This window comes from Streptomyces sp. AA1529 (assembly GCF_000280905.1).
Classification (GTDB): domain Bacteria; phylum Actinomycetota; class Actinomycetes; order Streptomycetales; family Streptomycetaceae; genus Streptomyces.
Genome location: NZ_ALAP01000066.1, coordinates 1 through 23,254, shown reverse-complemented (window position 1 = coordinate 23,254; position 23,254 = coordinate 1). Strand labels below are relative to the sequence as shown.

General features: G+C 70.5%; 16 protein-coding genes and 3 pseudogenes. 10 read left to right on the top strand and 9 right to left on the bottom strand.

What is annotated here, in order from left to right:
• Positions 1–462 precede the first annotated feature (462 nt).
• The 4 genes and pseudogenes from A949_RS37695 to A949_RS0118740 form a co-directional block, all read left to right on the top strand.
• Positions 463–762 (top strand): annotated as a pseudogene (locus A949_RS37695) (YqgE/AlgH family protein); the annotation flags it as partial.
• A 161-nt stretch (positions 763–923) separates the two neighbouring features.
• Positions 924–1,220 (top strand): DUF3039 domain-containing protein, encoded by a 297-nt coding sequence (locus A949_RS0118750; protein ID WP_019357562.1) that lies wholly within the window; start codon positions 924–926, stop codon positions 1,218–1,220.
• 252 nt (positions 1,221–1,472) lie between these two features.
• Positions 1,473–2,165: a hypothetical protein gene (locus tag A949_RS0118745; protein ID WP_019357561.1), complete on the top strand. Its 693-nt coding sequence runs from the start codon at positions 1,473–1,475 to the stop codon at positions 2,163–2,165.
• Between the two features lie 287 nt (positions 2,166–2,452).
• On the top strand, positions 2,453–3,229 hold the full coding sequence (locus tag A949_RS0118740; protein ID WP_237735855.1) for a hypothetical protein: 777 nt from the start codon (positions 2,453–2,455) through the stop codon (positions 3,227–3,229).
• Here A949_RS0118740 and A949_RS0118735 read toward each other — a convergent pair.
• The 9 genes and pseudogenes from A949_RS0118735 to A949_RS33840 form a co-directional block, all read right to left on the bottom strand.
• Positions 3,226–3,681: a thiol-disulfide oxidoreductase DCC family protein gene (locus A949_RS0118735; protein ID WP_026004803.1), complete on the bottom strand. Its 456-nt coding sequence runs from the start codon at positions 3,679–3,681 to the stop codon at positions 3,226–3,228. The two genes, A949_RS0118740 and A949_RS0118735, sit on opposite strands and share 4 nt — an antisense overlap.
• A 63-nt stretch (positions 3,682–3,744) precedes the next feature.
• Positions 3,745–4,392, bottom strand: coding sequence for a LysE family translocator (locus A949_RS33850; RefSeq protein ID WP_019357558.1), 648 nt, complete (start codon positions 4,390–4,392; stop codon positions 3,745–3,747).
• A gap of 144 nt (positions 4,393–4,536) precedes the next feature.
• Positions 4,537–5,850 (bottom strand): DUF1266 domain-containing protein, encoded by a 1,314-nt coding sequence (locus tag A949_RS0118725; RefSeq protein ID WP_019357557.1) that lies wholly within the window; start codon positions 5,848–5,850, stop codon positions 4,537–4,539.
• A gap of 322 nt (positions 5,851–6,172) precedes the next feature.
• Entirely contained in the window at positions 6,173–6,832 is a 660-nt protein-coding gene (locus A949_RS36610) for a DUF6086 family protein (protein WP_337463411.1), read from the bottom strand.
• A gap of 1,051 nt (positions 6,833–7,883) precedes the next feature.
• Positions 7,884–8,243 (bottom strand): hypothetical protein, encoded by a 360-nt coding sequence (locus tag A949_RS38155; protein ID WP_158687601.1) that lies wholly within the window; start codon positions 8,241–8,243, stop codon positions 7,884–7,886.
• Entirely contained in the window at positions 8,240–12,964 is a 4,725-nt protein-coding gene (locus A949_RS0118715; RefSeq protein WP_019357555.1) for a putative T7SS-secreted protein, read from the bottom strand. The genes A949_RS38155 and A949_RS0118715 overlap by 4 nt, the downstream gene beginning before the upstream one ends.
• Positions 12,964–13,491 carry a hypothetical protein gene (locus A949_RS33845; RefSeq protein WP_019357554.1) on the bottom strand — a complete coding sequence of 176 codons (528 nt, stop codon included), beginning with the start codon at positions 13,489–13,491 and terminating at the stop codon, positions 12,964–12,966. The genes A949_RS0118715 and A949_RS33845 overlap by 1 nt, the downstream gene beginning before the upstream one ends.
• Positions 13,492–14,202: 711 nt before the next feature.
• On the bottom strand, positions 14,203–15,120 hold the full coding sequence (locus tag A949_RS0118705) for a GlxA family transcriptional regulator (protein WP_019357553.1): 918 nt from the start codon (positions 15,118–15,120) through the stop codon (positions 14,203–14,205).
• 80 nt (positions 15,121–15,200) lie between these two features.
• Positions 15,201–15,767, bottom strand: a pseudogene (locus A949_RS33840) (cysteine hydrolase family protein); the annotation flags it as partial.
• A gap of 266 nt (positions 15,768–16,033) precedes the next feature.
• Between A949_RS33840 and A949_RS0118695 the strand changes: the two are divergent.
• From A949_RS0118695 to A949_RS0118670, 6 genes and pseudogenes are all read left to right on the top strand, one after another.
• On the top strand, positions 16,034–17,359 hold the full coding sequence (locus A949_RS0118695) for an extracellular solute-binding protein (RefSeq protein WP_051019550.1): 1,326 nt from the start codon (positions 16,034–16,036) through the stop codon (positions 17,357–17,359).
• Positions 17,356–18,303: a carbohydrate ABC transporter permease gene (locus tag A949_RS0118690; RefSeq protein ID WP_019357550.1), complete on the top strand. Its 948-nt coding sequence runs from the start codon at positions 17,356–17,358 to the stop codon at positions 18,301–18,303. Before A949_RS0118695 ends, A949_RS0118690 begins: the two co-directional genes overlap by 4 nt.
• Positions 18,300–19,151, top strand: a complete 852-nt coding sequence (locus A949_RS0118685; RefSeq protein ID WP_019357549.1) for a carbohydrate ABC transporter permease — start codon at positions 18,300–18,302, stop codon at positions 19,149–19,151. The genes A949_RS0118690 and A949_RS0118685 overlap by 4 nt, the downstream gene beginning before the upstream one ends.
• A 12-nt stretch (positions 19,152–19,163) precedes the next feature.
• Complete coding sequence (locus A949_RS0118680; RefSeq protein ID WP_019357548.1) at positions 19,164–20,795, top strand: beta-N-acetylhexosaminidase; 1,632 nt, start codon at positions 19,164–19,166, stop codon at positions 20,793–20,795.
• Positions 20,796–21,134: 339 nt separating this feature from the next.
• Positions 21,135–22,004 carry an FAD binding domain-containing protein gene (locus A949_RS0118675; protein ID WP_019357547.1) on the top strand — a complete coding sequence of 290 codons (870 nt, stop codon included), beginning with the start codon at positions 21,135–21,137 and terminating at the stop codon, positions 22,002–22,004.
• Positions 22,001–23,254: pseudogene (locus tag A949_RS0118670) on the top strand (hypothetical protein); the annotation flags it as partial. The gene A949_RS0118675 and the pseudogene A949_RS0118670, both read left to right, overlap by 4 nt.

Below are 23,254 nucleotides of genomic sequence, written 5' to 3'. Positions count from 1 at the left end.
GCCCCGGGCCGCCCCGCCGGGCCCGCGCCCGATACCAAGCGGGCCGGGCGTACGCGGGAGGACGGACCGGCGACGGAATCCCAGGACCGGCCCGGCGGACGCCCCCGGGAGCCGGACGCACCCGGCACCGCGGAGAGCACGAGTGCCGAGGCCGCGCCCGCCGCCGGCAGCGGAGCGACGGCGGACACCGGTACCGCCGGACGGCAGCCGACGGGAGAGCCCGGGTCCGCCGAGCGCGAGGCCACCGGCGGACCCGGCACCGGAGGCCGCGGGACGACCGGCGACCGCGCTGCCGGTGACCGCGGGCCGACCGGCGACTCCGGTGCGGATGACCGCGGGCGCAGGCAGCCGCACGAGCGGAGCCCCGCAGGCGGAACCGAGCCGGTGGGCGAGGGCGGCACGGATGCGGAGGCCGACGCCGAGCACGGCGACGCGGGGTCCGAGACGGACACCGTCCTCGACACGGACGGGCCGCTCGGATGGCGCCGCGTGCACGGTGCCATCGGCCTCGTCGACCTGGAGGCCCCGCCCGAGCTGCTCGCCGCCGAACTGGGCTCCCTGCGGATCTTCGCCGGGTACGCGGGATGGGGCCCGGGGCAACTGGAGAAGGAGCTGTCCGAGGGTGCCTGGTACGTCGTCGAGTCCGAGCCCGGCGATGTCTCCTCGCCGGCTCCCGAGCGGCTGTGGCGGTCCGTCCTGCGCAGGCAGCGCAGCGAGTTGGCGCTGGTCGCCACGTATCCGGACGACCCGTCCCTGAACTGAGCCCGCGGCCGTCCGGGGGGTGCGGCGGGCGGCGCCCGGGCCGTGCCCCGGGGCCCCTCGGGAGCGGGCCCGAACTGGGGTCCGCGCGGGGCCCCCGAAGGGTGACCCGCATCCCGGCCCATGCCTGACGTGTTCCGGTCGCATGAGTACCCTTGGACTGCATGAGCACTCTTGAGCCCGAGCGCGGGGCGGGCACCGGCACACTCGTCGAACCGACCCCGCAGACGTCGCACGGTGACGGCGATCACGAGCGATTCGCCCACTATGTCCAGAAGGACAAGATCATGGCGAGCGCGATGGAGGGTACGCCCGTCGTCGCGCTCTGCGGGAAGGTCTGGGTCCCGGGTCGCGACCCGAAGAAGTACCCGGTCTGCCCGATGTGCAAGGAGATCTACGAGACGATGGGTGCCGGAGGGGACAAGAACGGCAAGGACGGCAAGGGCGGCGACAAGAAGTAGCCCGCCCCCGCGTCTGAGCTCAGCGCCCCCGCGCACCCGCGCACCGCGGCTCCGTGCCGCGCGCGTTTCACACTGCCGCCCAGCCCGTACCCGGTACGGGCTGGGCGGCAGTGCTGTTTGCCACAGCCGTCTCCCCCCCTGATTCGGGACCGTCGTGCTCCGCTTCCCGCTGGTGAAGTCGGTGGGTGGGGTGCGGGGTGCGCTGCTACCGTCAGGTGCACGACAGTTACCTGATGCTACCGGGAGTGTGTTGTGCGTCCGACCCGTTCCGCTGTTCCGCTGGCCGCTGTCGCGGCGGCCGTTGCGCTGCTCGTCTCCGGGTGCGGCGGGGGTGACGACGGTGACGGGAAGAGCGGCAAGATCGACGGAGCCGAGGATGCGGGGAAGAAGTCGCCGAGTGCCGAGTCGAGTTCGCCGGGCAAGGAGGATGCGCCGGGTGATTTCCGCACGTCCGACATCGAGTTGCCGGACGACCTTGAGTTGGTGTTCGACTGGGACCAGCCCTCGGATCCGGACAAGGCCGCCGCGCTGGACGGGGCAGCGGACTATATGCGGGCGCTGATGCACGGCACGGTCGAGCAGGACCCGAAGGATCCGGTACTGGCGAAGCATGTGGTGCCTCTGCATACCGCGCAGGAATATGCGACGAATCTTATCAAGATGGACGTCAAAAAAGGCCACACAGTCACTGGGACAGATCGCTATTACCGTGAACGTATCGGTGATGTTGTGGACGGAAAGCTCGCAGAGATTTCTTTCTGTATTGACCAGTCGAAGCTATTCAGCAAGGATATCAAGAGCGGAAAAGTTCTGCGCACTGAAGAGAATGCGTCTAGCTACATGCGGTTCTGGTTGGTCATGGAGAAGTCCGAGAATGCCGCAGATCCATGGAGGGCGCGCACCTTCGAGTTCGAGGGGAAGGCGGTGAAGCAGTGCAAAGGATAGTAAAGAATTCGGCGCTCGTGCTGGTCCTGTGTACCGCTACGGTCGGTGCGTTCACGACTTCCGCCAGGGCGAACGGTGATGGCCGGGAAGCTGCAGGAGCGAAATACCAGCGGGGCGGTCTCAAGGGCAGGGAGGCTGTCGCTGGGGCTGGTGGGCGTCGGGAGGTCAGTTACTCCGGCAGTGGTGCGGGCGGCAGTGATAGGGGTGGGGGTGGGAATCTTTCGGTTCCGGGTGGGGATTGGTCGCCGCCGCCGTGTTGGTATGCGCCGAAGTATTCTCCTCGGGAGTTGAAGGAGAAGATTGATGATTCGCCGTTTTCGGTGACGGGGCGGGATCCGGACAACGGTGGGCAGAAGCAGGAGACGGATCTGGCGATTCGGGACAAGTACGAGTCGCGGGATTACGACAATTACAATCTGGACAAGGAGGGGGAGGGGCGGTTCTGGGCGGCGGTGCCGAATCCGGATGAGGAGGATGCGGCGAAGGCTCAGTCGTGTACGGAGTTGCCGTTCTGGGTGGAGAACGGGGAGGTGCCGGATGTGGAGAACGCGATCAGTCCGCAGATCCTGTCCAGGCTGGCGTATGCGCGGATCCGGGTGCCGGATACGCGGGTGGAGATGAATCCTGCGGGCCGGCAGACGGTGAATCTGCCGACGTGGGTGTGGCTGGACGAGGGCCGCTACAGGAGGTTGTCGGTGCGGGCGTCCGTGGATCTGGGTGGGGGCCGGGAGATCTGGGCGCGGACCACGGTGGAACCGGAGGCGTTGCGGCTGGATCCGGGCACGGACAGCGCGAGGCTGCATCCGGGTTCGGGCGAGTGCAACGTCGAGGATGACGGCAGCATCGGTACGGAGTATGTGAAGGGCAGCGGGAAGAAGACGCCGCCGTGCGGGGTGACGTATCTGAGGGCCACCCGGGGTGCGGGGAGTTATTCGTTGCGTTCGACGTTGACGTGGACGGCGTCGTGGGAGGGCAGCGGCGGTGCGGGTGCCGAGGATCTGCCGAACGGTGAGTTCGGCGGCCGGCAGGACGTCACCGTCCAGGAAATCCAAGCCATCAACTAGCCGGCAGCGTGTCCGTGTCCGTTGCCCGGTCGGATGACGGCGCACGCGGCCGTGCCGCCCGGGAGGCGGTGCCGGTTGGCGGCGATGAGGCGGTAGCCCAGGTGGGCGACCCAGCGGACGGGCGGCAGGGTCAGTAGGGCGCCGGCGACGGCCCAGGGGCCGCCCGCGCTGAGCAGTGCTTTCGCCACTGCCTGCGCGCCGCCGTACACGGTGCCGGCCGGGGTCACCCACAGCACCTCGTGTTCCGCACGCTCGCGGGTGACTCCGAGCGCGGCCAGGTCGGCGGACTGCCACGGTTCGCTCGCACAGCGGGGGCGCACATGGCGTTCGCCGAAGCGGAGCGCGGCGGTGCAGAAGGCGCAGTCCCCGTCGTAGACGAGAACCGGGCGTACCGGTCGTGCAGGGTGGCCGGACGGGAGCCGGGGCCCGCTCGGCAGGGATCGGGTTCGCATGCGGTCATCGTCCCGCACCGGCTGGGGCGCGCGCAGCTCCGGCGTGCGCGGTCCGTGCTGGGCCTACGGTCTTTCCAGCGCGAGCCTGCCGGCGAACACGACCATGGCAACCCCGCCGCCGGCCTTCAGCGCCCGGATACGGCGTCTCCTCCCCAGGAACCAGCTCCGCAGGGAGCCGGCCGCACAGACCCAGGTGGTCTCGATGAGCGCCTGGGTGACGCCTCCCGCGAGGCCGGTGATCAGCAGCTGGGCGACAGGATGTCCGAGCGAGTGGTCGACGAACTGGGGAAGGACGGCCATCAGCGACACGACGCTCTTCGGGTTGGCGACACCGACCAGGAAGCCCTGGCGCACCGATCGCGTCCTCGACGTCCCGCCCGGGACATCGACTGTGGCCGAGGGCCCGTCCTCGGAGCCGGACCGGGCGGCCCGCAGCGCACCGACGCCCAGCCAGAGGAGGTAGCAGGCGCCCGCGACCTTGACCGCCATGAAGAGCTTGGCCGAGGTCGCGACGATCGCTCCGAGGCCGGCGACTACGAGCGCCAGCAGCACAAGTCCGCCCAGGGCATTCCCCAGCACGATCCACATGGCGGATCGACGCCCCAGCGTGATGGCACGGCTGGTCGCGAGCAGGACGGCGGGCCCCGGGATCGCCGACAGCACCGCTGACAGAGTCAGGAATCCGACGACCAGGCTCAGGTTCACGGGCACGGGCCGGACGATAGCCGACGGGAGATTCCCCCGGGAACCTTGCCGTTCGGGCCGGTACGACATGTCTGCGGCGAGCCGGGCGGACCGCACCGACCCTGGCGACGATTCCGTGCCCCGATCCGGCGGACTTCCCCGCTCACCGCACTAGTTGCCGTCGCCCGCGCGGAACGGGAGCGTCAGCCAGGGGCTTTCGGGGTCGGTGGTCAGGACGCGGTGGGCGGTCAGCATGTCCTCGTACCACGACCCGAACTCCTCCTCGTCGAAGTGCAGGCAGCGGCCCAGGATGTACCCGGCGGAGAAGTCCTCCCAGGAGCGGTAGCCGACCGCACTGACCCGGCCGGCGCGCAGGACGGCGTCCTCGGCCTCCGGCAGTGTGCAGAAGCGGGACGCCAGGCCGAAGCGGGCCATGTTGGCGGCGCGGCCGTAGTCCCAGGCCGCCGCGGAGCGCACGAACCGCCCCTCGGGCAGCAGCCCGTCGGCGCGGAACCGGGACTCGTACCGGGTGATGCGGCCGATCAGCCGCTTCACCCCGTCGATCTGCCACTCCACCTCCTCCTCGCTGGGGCCCTCGGTCCGGGTCACCCCGTCCGGGGTCAGCTCGATGGTGGCTGTGGCGATCCGCTTGCGCAGCACCCGTTCCGCCGCCTGCCGCCAGTGCGCGGGCTCCACCTGCCCGCCGAAGTCCTGGGCCAGACTGTGCCGCAGACCGAGGGTGAACTCCCACACCGGGCTGCTCATCTCGTTGGTCAGCAGCTCCTCCTGGTACTGCTGCCACTTCTCCCGTGTGGTGACGCCCCACCAGCGGTCGAGCGCCCGCCGTTCGTCGGTGTAGCCGTTCCCGTGGCCGAGGGAGTTCCAGTAGACGCCGTTGTTCACCGACAGCAGGGCGCCGCAGGCGAGTCCGCGGGCGACGGGCCCGGAGCGCGGGCCGCCCAGCCACAGCGTGCGGAGGGTCCCGTGCGCGCAGACGTGGTCGACCCGGTCGGCGTGCTGCTTCCACAGCGCGCACAGTGACCGGCTGGCCGGGAAGTACGCCTCGCAGGGCGAGCCGGGATTGACGGCAAGCCACTGCGGGTCCTGAGCGGACCAGTCCCGGGCGTAGTCGCCGAGGCTCTCGGAGATGAAGACCGGGTCCTCGATCGGCGCCGGGAGCATGGCCTCCGTGTACACGGCCGCACACCAGCTCTGCACCTCCGCGCGCCAGACCGGTTGCATCCGGGCCGGGAGGTGCCCGGGGTTGGCGTCCAGCCACGGCCGGGAAGCGAGCCGGTACAGGTACTGGCCCGCCAGCACATCCAGATAGCCCGCCCAGTCGTGCCGGCACTTGGCCTCGTACAGCCGCTGCTCCACCACGCTGGGAGCCTCCGCCCACGCGGGCGCCGCCGCGCCGGCTCCCGCTGCTCCCGAGCCGACTCCCGTTGCCTCCGCGGCCTCTTCGGCCGCCCCCCGCTTCCACATCTGTCGCCCTCGCACTCAGTTGTCGCCGTCGCCCGCGTTCTGTTCGCCGTCCCACCCTGCCCGACGGCTCAGCGGGGCGGTCGAACGGCCGGCATCACCACGTTGGCGAACACCAGCAGGCTCCCGCGCAGATGGTCTCTCCCCTTCCACGCCTTCCAAGGTGGTGGCGCGCGCCTGGTTTCCGGATGCACACCATGCGGAGCGGGCGACGGCATGGGCACGCGCGGACCGCTGCGGGCATGGGTGGGTGACCTCCGGCGACTCGCTGAACGCGGAGCGGGGCGCTCACTTGCTCCGAGAACGACCGAAAGTGACCATCGGGTCAACACTCGGTCAGATGATCAGGGTAGCGCCGCGCGGGCGGAAGTGCATGTGCCAAGGGCGTGGGGCGTGCATGCGACGGTGGCGTTCGCCGGTCGTAGATCGTTTCTTGTGGTGGACTGCGGTGAGGGAACGTGATCCACACGACGTACGCGGTTGCCCTCGTCAGCGGGGCATACGCCGTCCCAACTCCTGTGCCCTCGCCCGGAGGCCCGCTGACCAGGTTGTGCCTTCCGCAGGGGCGGACACGCCCGCCACGGTGGAGACCTGCACCTCGTCGAGCGGGGCTTCCGGGGGCGGCTCCGTGTCGCGTCCAGTCCACCTTGATCCCGGCACGTTCCGCCAGAACGAGCACTGTGGCAGTGAAGCCTTCGCAGAGCGCGTGCCGGATCGTGTGGTGCGTCTTTCGATGCTGTGCCAGAAGGGCGCTGACGAAGATCTCGAAGGTGTCGGGGCTGATCTGGCACTCGTCGTTCACCATCGGCCCGATGCCCGACGGGAGTTCCAGTTCCGCTTCGAAGACGCCTACCTGGCGTTGGAACATGCGAGAGACTCCGTTGGACGGATTCCACAGTGTCTCGTCGCCGATGTCGAAGTACTGACTCATCTCGACGCCCTTCATCTGGTCATGACAGGTCAGCGTATCCAGTCGGATCATCATCGTTGTCAGCGTTTCGTCTTGGACAGACGTTGATGACAGATGGGAGCTGTGGTCATACCGACGGAGGACGGGAAGCGTTCGGGCACGCGCTCGGTGCGGCGGTGGAGCCGACAGCAGTCGACCACGGCGGTCCTCTCCACCGCCCATCGAGGCGGATCGAGCGCTGTGAGAAATCGATTGCAGGCGGGCCGACGCGGTGCTGGATTCCGAACTTATTCTTCCGCTGGCGCCGGGATGGTCGACGACCTTGGCGAGTGTCTGGAGCTCCCCGCGGCTGATCGTGCAGCCACGTTCAGTGAGCACTTGGCCGACAGGGGCCCTTGACCTTCGGTCGCTGACGATCGCTGCACGAGATACGTCCCCCCAATCACCCGTGCTCAATGATCGAGAACCCGGATCCTCACCGCCTATTGGGTGGGAGTTCGGCAGAGTCCAATCGGTCGATATGTCAGAGCTTTGTCGACCACTTCTTCAGTCGTCAGCTTCGGATTGTGATAGAAGGTCAGATCCGCGGCCCGCGGGTGCGAAGTGTTGGACTGCAGTTCCTCGACGAGAGGATCCTATTCCTCCTCGGTGGGATCTGCAGCGATGAGTTCCGATGCGATTTGGGACAATTCTCCGCGCCGGTTTTCCCGGCATGGCGCGTGCCGTCCTTCTCCGCTCTGGCAGTCCTTGGGTCTAGTCATTTCTGAAATGGTAGTTTCTGGGAGGATTTCCCTGTGGTGTTGCGGACTGCGATGGCTGTTGTTCAGATCATGCATGCCCCGCTCTTTCCTGAGGCTCTCGAGTGACGGAATCCTCGGGCAACCTCACCCGGTGGGGACGGGGAGCCAGCTGTTCCCGGGCAGAAGTACTGGCCGTAGGCGGAGAGGGGGGCGAGGGGGCCCGTGGTCTTCTGTGGCCAGGTTGCCTCATGCTGCTTGCCGTGCGGCTACCTGGAGTGTGATGCGGTAGTTCCTGTCTGGCCAAGAGGTGGTGCAGTCGACGTGGTCGTACATGAGGAGCGGTCAGTGGTCGGTGGAGCCGGTCGCCCTCCAGGGCTGTCTTGTCCTCAAGGGACCGGTGGGAAACGCCTGAAGTGAGACGGAGCGCGGTTGTCCTTGTTGTCTTCATGCCAATTGCAGTGAGTTGCAAGAACATACGCCCCCTCATCATTGAGAAGGAATGCCTTGGTGGCCCCGGATGCTTCCTTCCCTGTGTGCTCCAAGCTTTCCGCGGGAGAAAGTTCTGTGATTCTGAGGGTATCGAAAGATCGCGGCATGCTGATGAAGTCCGTGTTGTCGAAGTGGATATCGATGCGGGTGTCGAAATCCCTGAGCATCACGCTGCGGAGGAGTAGCCGTGAGTGGCTGACCGTGTAAGCCCAGATAGCGAATTTTCGGTCCCATTCTGCAATGATGCGCAAAGTCATCCTCCGAGGAAGGAAGGGAAGGGAATTGATACCCTGCTGCCGTTCTTGTAAAAAGTGAGTGAATCCCAGGTTCTGTTCTCTCTCCTTACCGCCTCGCCTATCAAGCGCATTTCTCTCTCTGTTGTATACCAGTCTTCACCGCCGCCTCTTTCGTAAGCGGCCCTGAAAAGTTCCTCAGGTGGGGCGTCGAGACTTCCGCTACTTCCGCGGAATCCGTCCATGAGGATGTGCAGCCGTGTCTCGGGTTGCCAATTCGCCGTGTAGCGAACCATGGCCAGCGCATCATCCATCGTCATGCCGCTGAAATGCGTGTAGCCTCTTTCTTCTGCCCACCGGACATAGTTCCCTTCCAGCTCGGTTCCCAGGACAACATTGTCCGGGCAGGGCTTCAGCCCAACGTAGTCAATCCAGATGTGCGGGTTGACCACATACGCCACAGGGTTCGGTGCCGGTGCCAACCCCAGGGGGTCCGGGGAGAGGTAGCGGGCGGTTTCCGGGTCGTAGTGGCGGAAGTAGTTGTAGTGGAGGCCGGATTCCGGGTCGAAGTACTGGCCGGGGAAGCGGAGCGGGGTGTACGTGGTGGCGTCGGTGTTCCAGGTGGTGGTGCCCCAGAGGGTGGAGCGGGTGTGCCAGGCCGTGATGCCGGACTCGGTGAGGAGTGCGGTGGGAGTGCCGATCAGGTCGGTGACGATGGCGAAGAAGCGGGAGTCTATTTCCCGTTGAGAGGTCTCGTCGGTGATGCGTTCCGTCTGGGAGATGGGGTGGAGGCCCTGGTGGTTCCAGGTGAGGGTCACCGGGTGCGGTGCCTCGCCCGTCGTGGTCTGTTCCACGAGGGTGGGGCCGTCCCAGGTGAAGTCCACCCGCTCGGTGTCGGAGCTCTTCGCGGTGCGGCGGCCCAACGGGTCGTAGGTGTAGTTCCACACCGCCCCGTCCGGGGTGGTGACCCGCGTCAGGCGGTCCTCCGCGTCCCACTCGTAGCGCCAGGTGTCCGGCCGCCGGGAGAGGTTCTTCTTCTGGCGGCACACGACGCGGCCCCCGGCGTCGTGCTCGTAGCGCAGGCGGCCCGCCGTGTGGATGCGGGTGCCGGTGTAGGTGCGGGAGCCGCGAGCTTCCGGGCTCGCGTGTGCGGCGGGCCAGTCGGCGACTGTCTGGTTGCCCGCCTCGTCGTAGGCGTAGGTCTCCGTCCAGTCCTGTGCGGTCACCTGCGTGACGCGTCCCGCCGGGTCGAGTGTGAAGCGGCTGGTGCCCTCGCGGGAGTCGTCCACCGCGATCAGGTGGCCGTCCGGGCGGTAGGTGTAGGAGCGGTGCCAGTTCGCGTCGGGGGCCTGGCCGTGAACCGACTGGCCGGTGAGGCGGCTCGCCGGGTCCCAGGTCCAGGACAGGGACAGCGACTCGCCGAGATCCCGTTGCCGCTCGCGGCCCGCCGTGTCGTAGGAGGACGCCAGAGTATGGCCGTCGGCCGTCACCGTTGTGCGGTTGCCCGCCGCGTCGTACCCGTAGCGGGTCACCGAGCCGGTGGGGGTGGTGCGGCGCACCGGGCGGCCCAGCGCGTCGTACGCGTACGTGAGCGCACGGCCGCCCACGACCTCGGTCTTGAGGCGGCCCGCCCGGTCGTACTGGCGCAGCAGCTCCGCGTCCGGGTTGCGGGCCTCGACCAGGCGCCCTGCCGGGTCGTACACGTATGTCGTCACCGATCCCGCCGCGTCCTTGGCCGTCGTCCGGCCGAGCAGGTCGCGTTCGTAGGTGATGGTGTCACCGAGGGGCGTGGTGCGCGCGGTCAACCGGCCCGCTGCGTCGAGTGTGTAGCGCTGGGTACGTTCGTCGAAGTCGGTCTCCGCGATCAGACGGTCGGCTCCGTCGTACTCGTAGGTCCAGGTCAGCCCCTGGGGGTTGGTCACCTCGCGGAGCCGCAGCCGGGTGTCGTGGGTGAAGGTGTGGCGCACGCCGTCGGGGCCGGTGCGGGCGGTGAGCAGGTCGAAGTGGGTGTACTCGTAGCGCGTCTCGCCGCCCGCCGTGTCCACGTGGCGGAGGCAATTGCCCTCGCCGTCCCACTCCCAGCGTTCCGTCGCACCATCGGGTGAGGTGCGGCGGGCGAGGTGGCCTTCGACCGTCCAGGACAGGTGGGTGGTGTCGCCGAGTGGGTTGATGACGGCCGTGGGGCGGCCGAACGCGTCGCGCCGGTACGTCGTCACGGCACCGGCCGGGTCGGTGATCTCGGTCGGCAGGCCCGCCGCGTCGCAGCGCACCCGCATCACCTGCCCTAGCGCGTCCGTCACGGAGGTGAGACGGCCCGACCCGTCGTACGTATAGCCGGTCGACGCTCCTGCGGGGTCGATGGTGAGCGTCCGGTTGCCGCGTTCGTCGTACTCGTGCCGCCACACCGCGCCGTCCGGCTCGGTGATTTCGACGGGCAGCCCGAGAGCGTTGTAAGAGATTGCTGTGGCGCTGCCGTCCGGGTGCACTGCCCGCACGACGCGGCCCTCGCCGTCCCGCTCCAGCCGGGTGGTGCGCCCCAGTGCGTCGGTGCGGGAGAGCACACGGTGGCGCGTGTCGCGCTCGATGCGGTTGGTGGCTCCCGTGGGGTCGGTGACGGCGACGACCTGGTCGCGGGCGTTGATCAGGTGGTAGGTGGTCTGGCCGAGGGAAGTGGTGACTTTGGTGACGCGGTGGCCCGTCTTCGGATCGGCCGGGCTGTAGTCGAAGGTCGCGTGCATGTGGCCTTCGGTGCCGGACTGCCACACGCAGCGGTCGTGCTCGTCGTAGGCGTACTCGTAGTGCGAGTCGTTGGTGTCGGTCCAGGAGATGATGCGGCCGGCGTCGTCGTAGCCGAAGCGCATCGGACGGCCGGTGGAGCCGGTCACCTCGGTGAGGTTGCCGTGCCGGTCGTAGCCGATCCGGACGATCTGCTGGTCGGTGCCATCTTGTGCTCCACCGGCCAGGAGGAGCCCTGTGACGCGGCCCAGCTCCGCGTCACTCTCCACGCGCACGTGGTAGCCGCCCGAGTGTACGAGCGCGAGCGGAGTGCCGTCCTCGTCGTACTCGAACGTGAGCCGGTTTCCGTTCCGGTCGGACATCTCGGCGAGCAGGGCCACGCCTTCGCGGTCGGCAAGGTCGGCCGGGGGCGTGAAACACCTCGCCAGGCCCGATTCCGGGTCGGTCAGGACGTAATCGCCATCAGCGCGCAGCCGCAAGGGCCACTGCGGGCCTCTGCCGGGAAGGACCGGTTCACCGCCCGGCTCCGGGTGCGGGTAGGCGACCAGCAGGCTGCTCTCCCCGTGGAAGACGATGCCCTCGGCGTCGACTTCCAGCCGCTGGTCGAGCGTGCTTGACCAGGCCGGACCGAACCACCGCCCGGCGCGGTAGGAGGACTCGAACTGGCGGCGGAAGGCGAGGGGCAGGATGCCGGGCAGCGCCAGGTCGGTCTGCGGCAGCAGCATGCGGCCGGTGGCGAAGTCGACCGGGTCCTCGCCGCAGGGCCGGCTGCCGTCGGGGCGAGTGTGGTTGTCCGGCTCCTGCCTCAGGGACGTGCGCCCCGGACGCTCGGCGGCATGCTCCGCCTTCCGTGCCAGACGTGAGCCCTTGGCCGCCGCGCCCGCGGCTTTGCCGCCGCCTCCGGTGAGGGCGTCGAAGGCCAGACCGCCGAAGAATGCCTCCGGATCGTCGAGGAAGCCCCGGTAGGCCTGTTTGAGGGCGACGTCCGGGTGGGTGGCCAGGGTCTTCATCCCGGCCATCGTGCTGTTGAGATTGGTCTGGTAGTCGTCGGGGTTGAGGATGTTGTGCGGGTTGATCGGGCTCATGCCCTTGGCGAAGTTGAGCGCTTCGGAGCCCGTGTTCAGAAAGCCGCCGATACGGTGCTCCACCGCCAGCAGACCGCCCTTGACTCCGCTGCGCGCCTGCGCCATGTACGAGGGCTTGGCCGGAGCCGCATCCCGAGCCGCCTCCATCAGCTTGTTGGCGGCCCGCGCCGCCTCGTCCCGCTGGCGGCGGGCCTCCTTCAGCTTCTCGCGGGCCTCCTGCATCTTGGCCTCGCCCGGGTCCTTTGCCGGGGGCTTGTCGGGGAGCGAGCCGGGCACGCGGTCGTCCTCCGGCGTCTCGTTGTACGCCTCGACCGCGTCGTTGTAGAAGGTGACCTTCGTGGTGTGCTGCCGAGAGGCCTTCCTGCCCTCGTTGTAGAGCTTGATGGCATCCTTGGCCTCGCCCTGTGCCCAGCGCACGGTGCCGGCGAAGTCGTTGAAAGCGCCCTTGGCCTTCTCGCAGGCGTCGGCAGCCTTGAACCACCGGCGCGGCTGAACGTCCACCGTCCGCCGGAAGGCGTCGGCCGCCTCTCCCTTCAAATGCTCGGAGTCCAGACCCTGCAGGGCGTGGCCCACCCGGTTGAACGCCTTGTGGAAGTCCCGCAGGTGGTCGGCCGTGGACTCCAACGTGGAGGGCGAGCCGTGGACGAGCTTGTTCGCCTCCTCCGTCTCGCCCAGTTCCCGTTCCTGGACATCACCGCCGGTCTTGTTGGTGACAAAGTCACCCGCGTCGCGGACGAACCTGGCTCCGGGCTTCCAGCCCAGTTGGTCCAGCTTGTCGGCGAGCAGGTCCGAGCCCCTGCCGACGACTTCGCCGCCCTTCTCGACGGCACCCTCGATCTTGTCCTCGACGGGGTCGGGGGTGAAGTCGTGGTAGGCGTCCTTGGCAGCGTCGGTTGCCTTGTCGACGAGATCTCCCAGGCCCATCAGCCGGCGTCTCCGTCGCCGCCCTGACCGGGCTGCCCCTCGCCCTGACCGGGCTTGCCGTCGACCTGGCCGGTAGCCATGTCCACGAACCCGGCCCCGTCCACCCCCTTCTCGGAGGCATACGGATTACCCAGCGGATTCAGCGCGTTGACGCCGCCCTTGATGGCCCTGGACCGGTAGTGGTCCTCCTCCCAGGACATCCCCGCCGCCAGCCCCAGCCGTTCGGCGATGCCGTCCGCATCCGCCATCAGGCCTCGCACCCCCCACTCCCACCGCTCGCAGAATCCCTCGAACGACTGGCACAGGGCGTCGTCACCGACCTCCATCTTGGTCAGCGACATCTCCTCGAAACCACTGCCTTGCGCCGCATCCACATCCGTGCCGATCTCACGGAGTTCCTCCAGCGCACCTTTGATGCCTTTGGTCAGCCCGTCGACCGTCTCCTTCGGGACCTGCAACCGGCCCCTGTGCGCCAACTCGTCCTTGAGCCTGTCGCCGGGCAGCAGCGGCCGGCCGTCGTCACCCATAGCGTCCCCCCGGACCTGTCTCCGATCGAAAGAACACCGTATCCGAAAGCGACAGTTCGAACGCGTGCTGTAATGGGCAGTCGTCGGGACCTGCACGGGTACGGTCGGGGCCACGGTGCAGTGCTGGGCAGTGGCTCGGCCATTCCTGCTTCCCCGATCGACGGCTTCGTCTTCCGCACCCGTCGATGCGCCGCGGGTGAACCCGGAAGGGGCTCAGAACAGCAAGCGGAAAGCCGGTACCACCACGTAGACGAAGACCAGCAGGCTTCCCACCGCTGCCGCGATCACCCGTCCCCGCGTGATCCTTCCCCTGCCCGCGCCCGCCGAGCGGGGTGGTGCCCAACCGGCCCCGGGGTGGGCCCCGTACGGATTGGGCGGTGCGGTGGGGAGTCGCGGGGGCCGCTGGGCCATCGGGCGGTGACCTCCGGGGCTGGTGGGTCGGGAGGGACGCTTGCTGCTGCGCTCGTCCGACCGACGGTGTGCACTCGGGTGTGCCCCCGGTCGCCGGACCCGTCGGGTCGTCGGGTGCGTCGGCTGGGTCTGATCACCAGGTCACCAGGTCACCAGGCCGTCATGTGGTCGGATCTTCAGGATAGCGGTCTGCCCGGGCCGTTCGTGCTTCGGCCGCCGCGTCACGAGGACGTTCCCGGACGCGTCGCCGACGGCTGTCGCGGTCGGCTGTCCGGGCGCCCGCCCGGGCTCCCGGTACGGTCAGGCCGGGGTGTTCCGGGCGCGGAGGCGGCGGAGCATCCGCGGGTCGGTGAAGCCGACCTCGTGCGCGGCGGTGTCGGTGGTGGCGCCGTGGGCGAGGAGGTGTTCGGCGCGTTCGAGCCGGAGGGTCTGCTGGTAGCGCAGTGGGGTCAGGCCGCCGGTGGCGCGGGTGAACAGGCGGGTCAGGGTGCGGGCGCTGACCCCGGCGTCGGCGGCCAGCCGGTCCAGGGTGAGGGGCTCGGCGAACCGGGTGTCGATGAGGTCCTGGACGCGGTGCACGGTGTCGTCGAGGTGCGAGCGGTACCGCAGGACGGCGCCGGCCTGCGGCTCGTCGCCGTTGCGGCGGGTGTGGACGACCATGCTCCGTGCCACCTGCGCGGCGAGCGCGGGGCCGTGCCGTACGGACAGCAGGTGCAGGGAGAGGTCGATGCCGCTGGCGATGCCGGCGGAGGTGACGACCCGGTCGTCCGTGGTGAACAGGACGTCGCGGACCACCGTGGTCCGCGGGTAGCGCCGGGCCAGCTCGTCCTGGAGTTCGTGGTGTGTGGTGCAGCGCCGGCCGTCCAGCAGCCCCGCCTCGCCCAGTGCCTGTGCCCCCGAGCAGACGCTGGCCACTGTGCCGCCGCCGGCGTGGTGCGCGGCGATGCGGGCGAGCGTCCCGTCGCCGAAGGGGTGCGGACCGCGGCGCGGGGAGTGCCAGCCCGGCACCACGAGCAGATCGTCTCGTCCCAGGTCCGGGGGCCACGTGGTCTCGGCGCCCAGCGGCAGGCCCTGGGCGCTGTGGATCAGCTCGCGCTCGCCGACGTAGTCGAGCCGGTAGGGCCTGCCGAGCCCCGCCGCGGTGCTGAAGACCTGGGCGGGGCCGGCGAGGTCGAGCAGATGGACGCCCGGGGCGAGGAGGAGGACGACGCGGGTCACGCGGGCGATGGTGCCAGGTGTGCGGGCTTCCCCTCGGCGGGCCCGGCCGCCGCTGCGCCGTCCGGTCCGCCGTCCGGTCCGCCGTCCGGTCCGGCGGCGAGTCCGGCCTCCCGCTCGGCTTCCAGTTCGGCGACGGTGGTGATCCGTGCGAAGCGGTCGCGCAGTACTGCGACCGTCCGTTCGACGACGGCCTCCGCGCTCAGTCCGCCGACGGGGTTGGTGGTGGTGGCGTCCACGGGGAACGACACCCGGTAGCCGAGGTCGCTCGCGACCCGGGCGGTGGTCTCCACGCACTGTTCGGTGCGGATGCCGCAGACGACGAGCTCGGTGACGCCCGCGCCGGTCAGCAACTGCTGCAGCGGCGTGGTGGTGAACGCGTTGTGCGAGGTCTTGCGCAGCACGGGTTCGTCGGCGGACGGCTGGTCGAGTTCGGGCATCAGCCGCACCTGGCCCTGCTCGGGGTCGAAGACGTTGCCGCTGCCGGGTTCGGTGTGCAGTACCCAGATCACCCGGTCCCCGGTGGCGCGGGCGAGCCGGACGAGCCTGTTCACCGGTTCGGGGATGCCTTGGTCGGCGAGGGTGGCCCAGGTGTCGGTGCGGGCCCGGAAGGACTCCTGGACGTCGATGACGATCAGCGCTCTGTTCATGCCGACAGTCTTGTCGGCGGCGGAGCGCCGGTGACAGGCACGATCGGGGCCGGTGGCGGAACGATCCGGTCACCTTCGGGCCGCGGGCGCCTTCCCGTGTCCGGTTCTCCGCTTGCCACTCCGCCTCCACCTCCCCCTGGGATTCCCGCCTTTGCTGGTTCGGACCTATTGCCCCCCGCGTATGCCCGCCCGTAGCCTCTCGCGCAGTTGTGCAGAGCGAAACGCACGTTGCACATGTTGCAACCCGCATCCTTGGGGGTCTCGTCATGACGGTCGGCAAGGGCAGACAGCACAGGAACGGGCGACGCCTGCTCGCCCCATTCATGGCACTCGGGCTGGCGGCCGCGGCGCTCGCCGGATGCGCACCCGGCACCTCCGGCGGCGAGGGCGGCGGCGACGAGAAGAGCGGCACGGTCCGCGTCTGGCTCTTCCGCGAGGTCGGCAACAAGCCCAAGGAGAAGGTCGTCCGGAAGGTCATCGACCGGTTCGAGGAGCAGCACGAGGGCGTGCGGGTCGCCGTGCAGTACATCCCCGTCGACAGCCGGGCCGAGAAGATCAAAGGCGCCTTCAACGACCCCGACTCGGCGCCGGACGTCATCGAGTACGGCAACACCGACACCGCCGGATACGTGGCCGACGGCGGACTGGCCGACATCAGCGCCGAGTTCGCGAAGTGGGACGCCGCCGACGATCTCGACCCGACCGCCGAGAAGTCCGTCACCGTGGCGGGCAAGCAGTACGGCGCGCCGCTCTTCGTCGGGGTGCGCGCCCTCTACTACCGCACCGACGTCTTCGAGGACCTGGGCCTGAAGCCGCCCCGCACACTGGACGAACTGACCCGCACGGCGAAGAGGATCCACGCGGAGCGCGAGGACATGTACGGCATCGCCGTGGGCGGCGCCTACACCTACGGCGCCATGCCCTTCATCTGGGCGCACGGCGGCGCGCTGGCGAAGGACGACGGCGAGGGGAAGTTCCGGGCCGCCGTCGACAGCCCCGAGGCGCGCAAGGGCATCGCCGCCTACACCGCCCTCTTCGGCGACGGCAACTGCCCCGCGGCCAAGTGCGCCGCCATGGGCGGCAACGACACGGTGGAGGCGTTCGCGGGCGGCAAGGCCGCCATGGCCATCGGCGGCGACTTCAACCGGCAGGCCATGGAGGACGGCGCGGCCGCCGGCAAGTACGCCGTCGTGCCGCTGCCCGGCACCGAGCAGGGCAGCGTCGCGCCCGCCTTCGCCGGCGGCAACAACCTCGGTGTCCTCAAGAGCACCCGGCACCGCAGCCTGGCCGTCGAGCTGATGGAGCAACTGGCGGGCAAGCGGACCCAGGAGCGGCTGTTCGACGCCATGGGCTTCCTGCCCACCTTCGCCGACATCCGCAAGAAGGCCGCCGCGCGGGAGCCGTTCGTCGAGCCGTTCGTGGCGACCCTGGAGGCCGGTACCGAGTTCGTGCCGGTCAGCCCGGCATGGGGCAGGATCGACGCCTCGCAGATCCTGCCCGGGATGTTCCAGCGGATCGTCAGCGGCAAGCAGGACGTGGCCGAAGCCGCCGCCGACGCGGCCGGGAAGATGGACGAGGCGTTCCACCGGTGAGCGTCCGGGACCGCGGGCCCGCCCGGGTCCTCGCCCGGGACCGCGCGCCCGCCCGTGCCCGGCCGCTCCGGCACGCCGGCTGGACGCCCTGGCTCTATCTCGCGCCCGCGCTCGTGGTGCTGGCCGGGCTGCTCGTCTACCCGGTCTACCAGCTCGGGTTGATCTCCGTACTGGAGTACACCCAGGCGCAGGTCAGCGGCGGCGAGCCGACCAGCTTCCAGGGGCTGGCGAACTACGCCGAACTGCTGGGCGACGCGCAGTTCTGGGATGTGCTGCTGGCGACGGTGGTGTTCGCGGGCTGCTGCGTGCTGGGCACCGTGGCGGTCGGCTGCGGGCTGGCCGTGCTGCTCACCCGGATCCGGGCGCTGCCCCGGCTGCTGCTGATGCTCGCGGCCCTCGGTGCCTGGGCCACCCCCGCGATCACCGGTTCCACCGTGTGGGTGTTCCTCTTCGACCCCGACTTCGGTCCCGTCAACCGGCTGCTGGGGCTGGGCGACCACTCCTGGACGTACGGGCGGTACAGCGCGTTCACGCTCGTCCTCCTGGAGGTGGTGTGGTGCTCGTTCCCGCTGGTGATGGTGGTGACGTACGCGGGTATCCGGGCCGTGCCCGGCGAGGTGCTGGAGGCCGCCGCACTGGACGGTGCCGGGGTGTGGCGGACCTGGCGCAGCGTGCTGGCGCCGATGCTGCGCCCGGTACTGATTGTGGTGACCATCCAGTCGGTCATCTGGGACTTCAAGGTCTTCACCCAGATCTATGTGATGACCGACGGAGGCGGTATCGCCGGGCAGAACCTGGTGCTGAACGTCTATGCCTACCAAAAGGCGTTCGCCTCGGCCGAGTACAGCCTCGGCTCGGCAATCGGCGTCGTCATGCTGTTGATTCTGCTCGCGGTCACGCTGGTCTATCTGAAGTTGCTCCGCAGGAACGGGGAGGAGATATGAGCACGAGACCGGGAGCACGCGCCCGGGCGCGGCGGCCGTGGCGTTACGCGGCCGACGGCGCCGCCGTGCTCATCGCCGCGGCGGTCGCATTCCCGCTGTACTGGATGGTGCTCTCCGCGTTCAAACCGGCCGGGGAGATCCGCTCCGACCGGCCCGTTCCCTGGACGCTCTCGCCGTCCCTCGACGCGTTCCGCCGCGTCTTCGCACAGGAGGATTTCGGCCGCTACTTCCTCAACAGCCTGCTGGTGGCGGGCACGGTGGTGGTCGCCTCGGCCCTGCTCGCCTTCCTCGCCGCCACCGCCGTCGCCCGTTTCCGGTTCCGGCTGCGCACCACGCTGCTCATCCTCATCCTCACCGCGCAGATGGTGCCGGTCGAAGCGCTGACGATTCCGCTGTTCTTCCTCATGCGGGACATCGGGGCACTCAACACCCTCCTCTCCCTGGTCCTTCCGCACCTGGCCTTCTCGCTGCCGTTCGCCATCTGGATGCTGCGCGGATTCGTGAAGGCCGTTCCCGAGGCCCTGGAGGAGCAGGCGTTCATCGACGGAGCCAGCCGGACGCGCTTTCTGTGGCAGATACTCTTCCCGCTGGTCCTGCCCGGACTGGTCGCCACGAGCGTCTTCTCCTTCATCTCCACCTGGAACGACTTCCTGTTCGCCAAGTCGTTCATCATCAGCGCCACGGAGAACTCGACCCTGCCGATGGCGCTGCTCGTCTTCTTCGACACCGAAACTCCCGACTGGGGCGGTGTGATGGCCGCCTCCACGGTGATGACCGTGCCCGTGCTCGTCTTTTTCGTCTGCGTGCACCGCCGCCTGGTCTCCGGGCTCGGCGGGGCCGTGAAATAAGGAGGACCGAACATGTCGGCCACCGGCTGGGCGGGGCTCGTCCCGCGTGCGCGCGAGGTGCGGCAGGACGACGGACCGCCCTTCGTGTGGGGGAGCGGTACCGCGCTCGTCGCCGGCCCGGGGGCGCGTGGCGCCGCCCGCTGGCTGCGCGGCCTCGCCGCGCTGCCCTGGTGCGAGGGCGCCGGGACGCCGGAAGCCCCCGGGACGCAGGAGCACCCCGAGCACCCCGAGAATACTGTCGAGTTGCGCATCGATCCCGGACGCGCCCCCGAGTCCTACCTGCTGCACGTCACCGCCGACCGGGTGCTCGTGGCGGGCGGGGACGCCGCAGGGGTGTTCCGCGGGGTGCAGACACTGCGCCAGCTGCTGCCGCCCGCGGCGTTCCGCCGGGCCGCGACCGCCGGCTCCTGGGAGGTGCCGGCCGGCGCCGCCGAGGACGCCCCGCGGTTCGGCTGGCGCGGGCTGCTGCTCGACACGGCCCGGCACTTCGTGCCCAAGGACGGCGTACTGCGCACTCTCGATCTGCTCGCGCTGCACAAGCTGAACGTCCTGCACCTCCATCTGACCGACGACCAGGGGTGGCGGATGGAGATCCGCCGCCACCCGCGGCTGACCGAGGTCGGTGGCTGGCGCTCCCGCACCCGCGTCGGCCACCGCGCCTCGCCGCTGTGGGACGAACGCCCGCACGGCGGCCACTACACCCAGGACGACCTGCGCGAGATCGTCGCGTACGCGGCGGAGCGGCACATCACCGTCGTGCCCGAGATCGAACTGCCCGGGCACTCGCAGGCCGCCATCGCGGCGTACCCGGAACTCGGCTCGGCGGACGGCGGCGCGCAGGTGTGGACCGACTGGGGCGTCAGCCCGCACCTGCTGGCTCCCACGGACGAGGTGCTGCGCTTCTACGAAGAGGTGCTGGAGGAGGTGCTGGAGGTCTTCCCGTCCCCGTTCGTGCACATCGGCGGTGACGAGACGCCCAAGGACCAGTGGCGGGAGTCGGCCGTCGCACAGGAGCGCATCGCCCGCGAGGGGCTGCGCGACGAGGACGCCCTCCAGGCGTGGATGGTGCGGCACTTCGACCGCTGGCTCGCCGCCCGCGGTCGCCGGATGACCGGCTGGGACGAGATCCTCCAGGGCGGCACGCTGCGGGACGGGCTCACCCCGGGAGCGGTCGTCTCCTCCTGGCGGGGGTACGAGGGGGGCGTCGCCGCGGCGCGCGCCGGCCACGATGTGGTGATGTGCCCCGAGCACGAGCTGTACCTCGACCGGAGGCAGGCGCCGGGCGAGGACGAGCCCGTGCCGCTGGGGTACGTGTCCACACTGCGCGACGTGTACGAGATGCAGCCGGTGCCCGCCGAGCTGGAGCGGGAGGGGCACGCGGAGCGGGTGCTGGGGGTGCAGGCCAACATGTGGACCGAGTGCGCCGAAAGCGTCCAGCGGCTGGACTACCAGATGTTCCCGCGGCTGGCCGCCGTCGCCGAGCTGGCCTGGTCCGGACCGGGCCACGCCTGGGACGATTTCGCGGCGCGCCTGGCGGAGGCGCACCTCGCCCGCCTCGACGCCTGCGGGGTCGACTACCGTCCCGCCGCCGGGCCCCGGCCCTGGCAGCGGCGGCCCGGGATTCCGGGGCGCCCCCTGGAGTGAACAGGCGGCCCGCGGCTCCCCGTTCGCCGGTTTCGCCGAATGCGCCGGTTTCCCCGGATTCCTCGGATTCCCGGATATCGCCGATTTCCCGGATGTCCCCGCCGGCACCGTCATTCCACGGCCGACACGGGTCAAACGGTGCGAAAGTGCCCATCCCCGGCCCTCGTGCCAGGCGCGGGCCGAGATGTGCCAGAGTTGCCTCGTCCGGGCTGTGAGCACGTACCGTACGGCAGTGCAGCCGGGAGCCCGGTATGTCGGGGAAGGGGCAGCAAGGTGAGCACGCACGTACGGCATGCACCAGACGGCGAACGAGCCGCGCAGGCTGTGCCCCCTGCCGTCATGCTGCCCGCCACCCTGGAGGAGGCCGTCTCGGCGCTCTCCGCCGTACCCGCCGCCGTACCGGTCGCCGGGGGCACCGACCTGATGGCCGACGTCAACTCCGGCCACCTCCGCCCCGCCGCACTGGTCGGACTCGGCCGGATCAGCGAGATCCGCGGCTGGTCCTACCAGGACGGGCACGCCGTGCTCGGCGCCGGACTCACCCACGCACGCATGGGCCGCCCCGACTTCGCCGCCCTCATCCCCGCCCTCGCCGCCGCGGCCCGGGCCGCCGGACCCCCGCAGATCCGGAACGCGGGGACGCTCGGCGGCAACATCGTCAGCGCCTCGCCCACCGGGGACGCGCTGCCCGTGCTGGCCGCGCTGGAGGCCACCCTCTCCATCGCGGGCCCGGAGGGCGCACACCGCGAACTCCCGGTCAGCCATCTGCTCGCCGGAATGGACATCCTGCGGCCCAGCGAGGTCGTCGGCTATGTGAAGGTCCCGCTGCTGCACGCCCCGCAGACCTTCCTCAAGGCCACCAGCCGGACCGGGCCCAGCCGCGCACTGGCCTCCGTCGCCGTCGTCCTCGACCCGATGCGGCGCGGAGTGCGGTGCGCGGTCGGCGCCGTCGCACCGATGCCGCTGCGGCCGCTGGAGGCCGAGCAGTGGATCGCCACCCTCATCGACTGGGACGGCGACCGCTCGCTGGCCCCCGAGGCGCTGACCGCCTTCGGCGAATACGTCGCGATGGCCTGCATCCCCGACCCGCTTCCGGCGGGCCCCGAGGACAACCCGGGGCCCGCCCCCCAGCTTCCGCCCGCGGCGCTGCACTTGCGGCGTACCGTGGCGACACTGGCCCGCCGGGGACTCGGGAGGGCTCTCGCATGAGCGGCACACCACAGGCACCACAGGGCAACGGGAACGGACACCGGAACGGGGGCGCGGGACCGCACGCGGGTGCGGAGCCGCACGGACATGTGAACGCGCACACGGACACGGACGAGTACGGCAACGGCGCGGGCGGCGCCGCACAGTACGGCGGCGATCCCTGGGCCGCGCAGGGCGCCGCACCCGACCCGTACGGCCGGCAGCCGGAGCCCGACCCGTACGCGCCGCAGGCGGAGCACGGGCAGCACGTGCCCAGGAGTTGGGGCGGCGGCGAGTACGACGCGGACGCCACCGCCTTCGTGCAGCTGCCCAGCGGCGGCTTCGGCGAGCTCGCCGAAGCCGCACCGCTGGCCGCGCCCGGCACCGGGCAGGGCGGCTACACCCCGCCGCCCATCGACCCCTCGCAGCACCCGCCGCCCATCGACCCCTCGCAGCACCCGGCGGACGGCACAGCCCCGGACCCCGGCGCCGATCCGGCCGCCGGGCAGCACTGGGTGCTGCCGTTCGCACCCGGGAGCGAGCCGGGCGCCCCGGGCCCCGGACCGCAGGACCCCGGCGCCGACGCCCGGGCCGCGCAGTACGCCGCGGCACCCGAACCCGGCCACGGCACACTCGGCGGGCCCGGCCCCCACCCGCAGGAGGCGCCGCACCCGCCCGCGGCCGACGGCTCGGCCGGGCTCGGCCAGGGCGCTGCAGCGGCGCTCGCCGGCTCGCACGAGGCCCGTACCGGCCGCCGTCCCCTCGGCCCCGGTGTGGCACCCGCCGCGGCGCCGGACGGCAACCCCGAGCCGGCCGCGCCCGGTTACCCGGATCCCGGTGCGCCCGCGCCGGGCCCGCACGTTCCCGCGGCCTCCGCTTCCGCGGCCCCGGAGGCGCCCGCGCCCGCCTGGACGCCCTCCTCGCCGACATCGGCCCCCCACTGGGACTCCGCGGCGCCCGCCGCCGGGCACGCGCCGCACCCGGACGTCCCCCCCGCACCGCCGCCCGCACCCGAACCGGGCGGCGCCGACCGCCCCTTCCCGGGCGCGCCGGACGCCCCCGCGTACCGGTTCCCCAGCGCCCCCACCGCGGACGGACCCGCCGGTGCACCCGACGCCGAGCCGCGGCACCCCGGAGACCCGGACGCCGCGTCACCCGCCCCGCCGGAACACCCGCGGCAGCCCGGGGCGCAGCACGGGACGGGCGGACAGCCCGCCGCCGACCCCGGGATCGTCGCCGCCGAACCCCCCGCGCCGCCCGCAGTCGCCGGA

Bases quoted from the DNA above. Each gene is read 5' to 3' on its own strand.
- A949_RS36610 (WP_337463411.1), bottom strand. From the start codon at position 6,832: ATGATGATCCGACTGGATACGCTGACCTGTCATGACCAGATGAAGGGC.
- A949_RS0118695 (WP_051019550.1), top strand. From the start codon at position 16,034: ATGACGGTCGGCAAGGGCAGACAGCACAGGAACGGGCGACGCCTGCTC.
- A949_RS38155 (WP_158687601.1), bottom strand. From the start codon at position 8,243: ATGACTTTGCGCATCATTGCAGAATGGGACCGAAAATTCGCTATCTGG.
- A949_RS0118735 (WP_026004803.1), bottom strand. From the start codon at position 3,681: ATGCGAACCCGATCCCTGCCGAGCGGGCCCCGGCTCCCGTCCGGCCAC.
- A949_RS33845 (WP_019357554.1), bottom strand. From the start codon at position 13,491: ATGGGTGACGACGGCCGGCCGCTGCTGCCCGGCGACAGGCTCAAGGAC.
- A949_RS0118685 (WP_019357549.1), top strand. From the start codon at position 18,300: ATGAGCACGAGACCGGGAGCACGCGCCCGGGCGCGGCGGCCGTGGCGT.
- A949_RS0118675 (WP_019357547.1), top strand. From the start codon at position 21,135: ATGCTGCCCGCCACCCTGGAGGAGGCCGTCTCGGCGCTCTCCGCCGTA.
- A949_RS0118725 (WP_019357557.1), bottom strand. From the start codon at position 5,850: ATGTGGAAGCGGGGGGCGGCCGAAGAGGCCGCGGAGGCAACGGGAGTC.
- A949_RS0118715 (WP_019357555.1), bottom strand. From the start codon at position 12,964: ATGGGCCTGGGAGATCTCGTCGACAAGGCAACCGACGCTGCCAAGGAC.
- A949_RS0118750 (WP_019357562.1), top strand. From the start codon at position 924: ATGAGCACTCTTGAGCCCGAGCGCGGGGCGGGCACCGGCACACTCGTC.
- A949_RS0118680 (WP_019357548.1), top strand. From the start codon at position 19,164: ATGTCGGCCACCGGCTGGGCGGGGCTCGTCCCGCGTGCGCGCGAGGTG.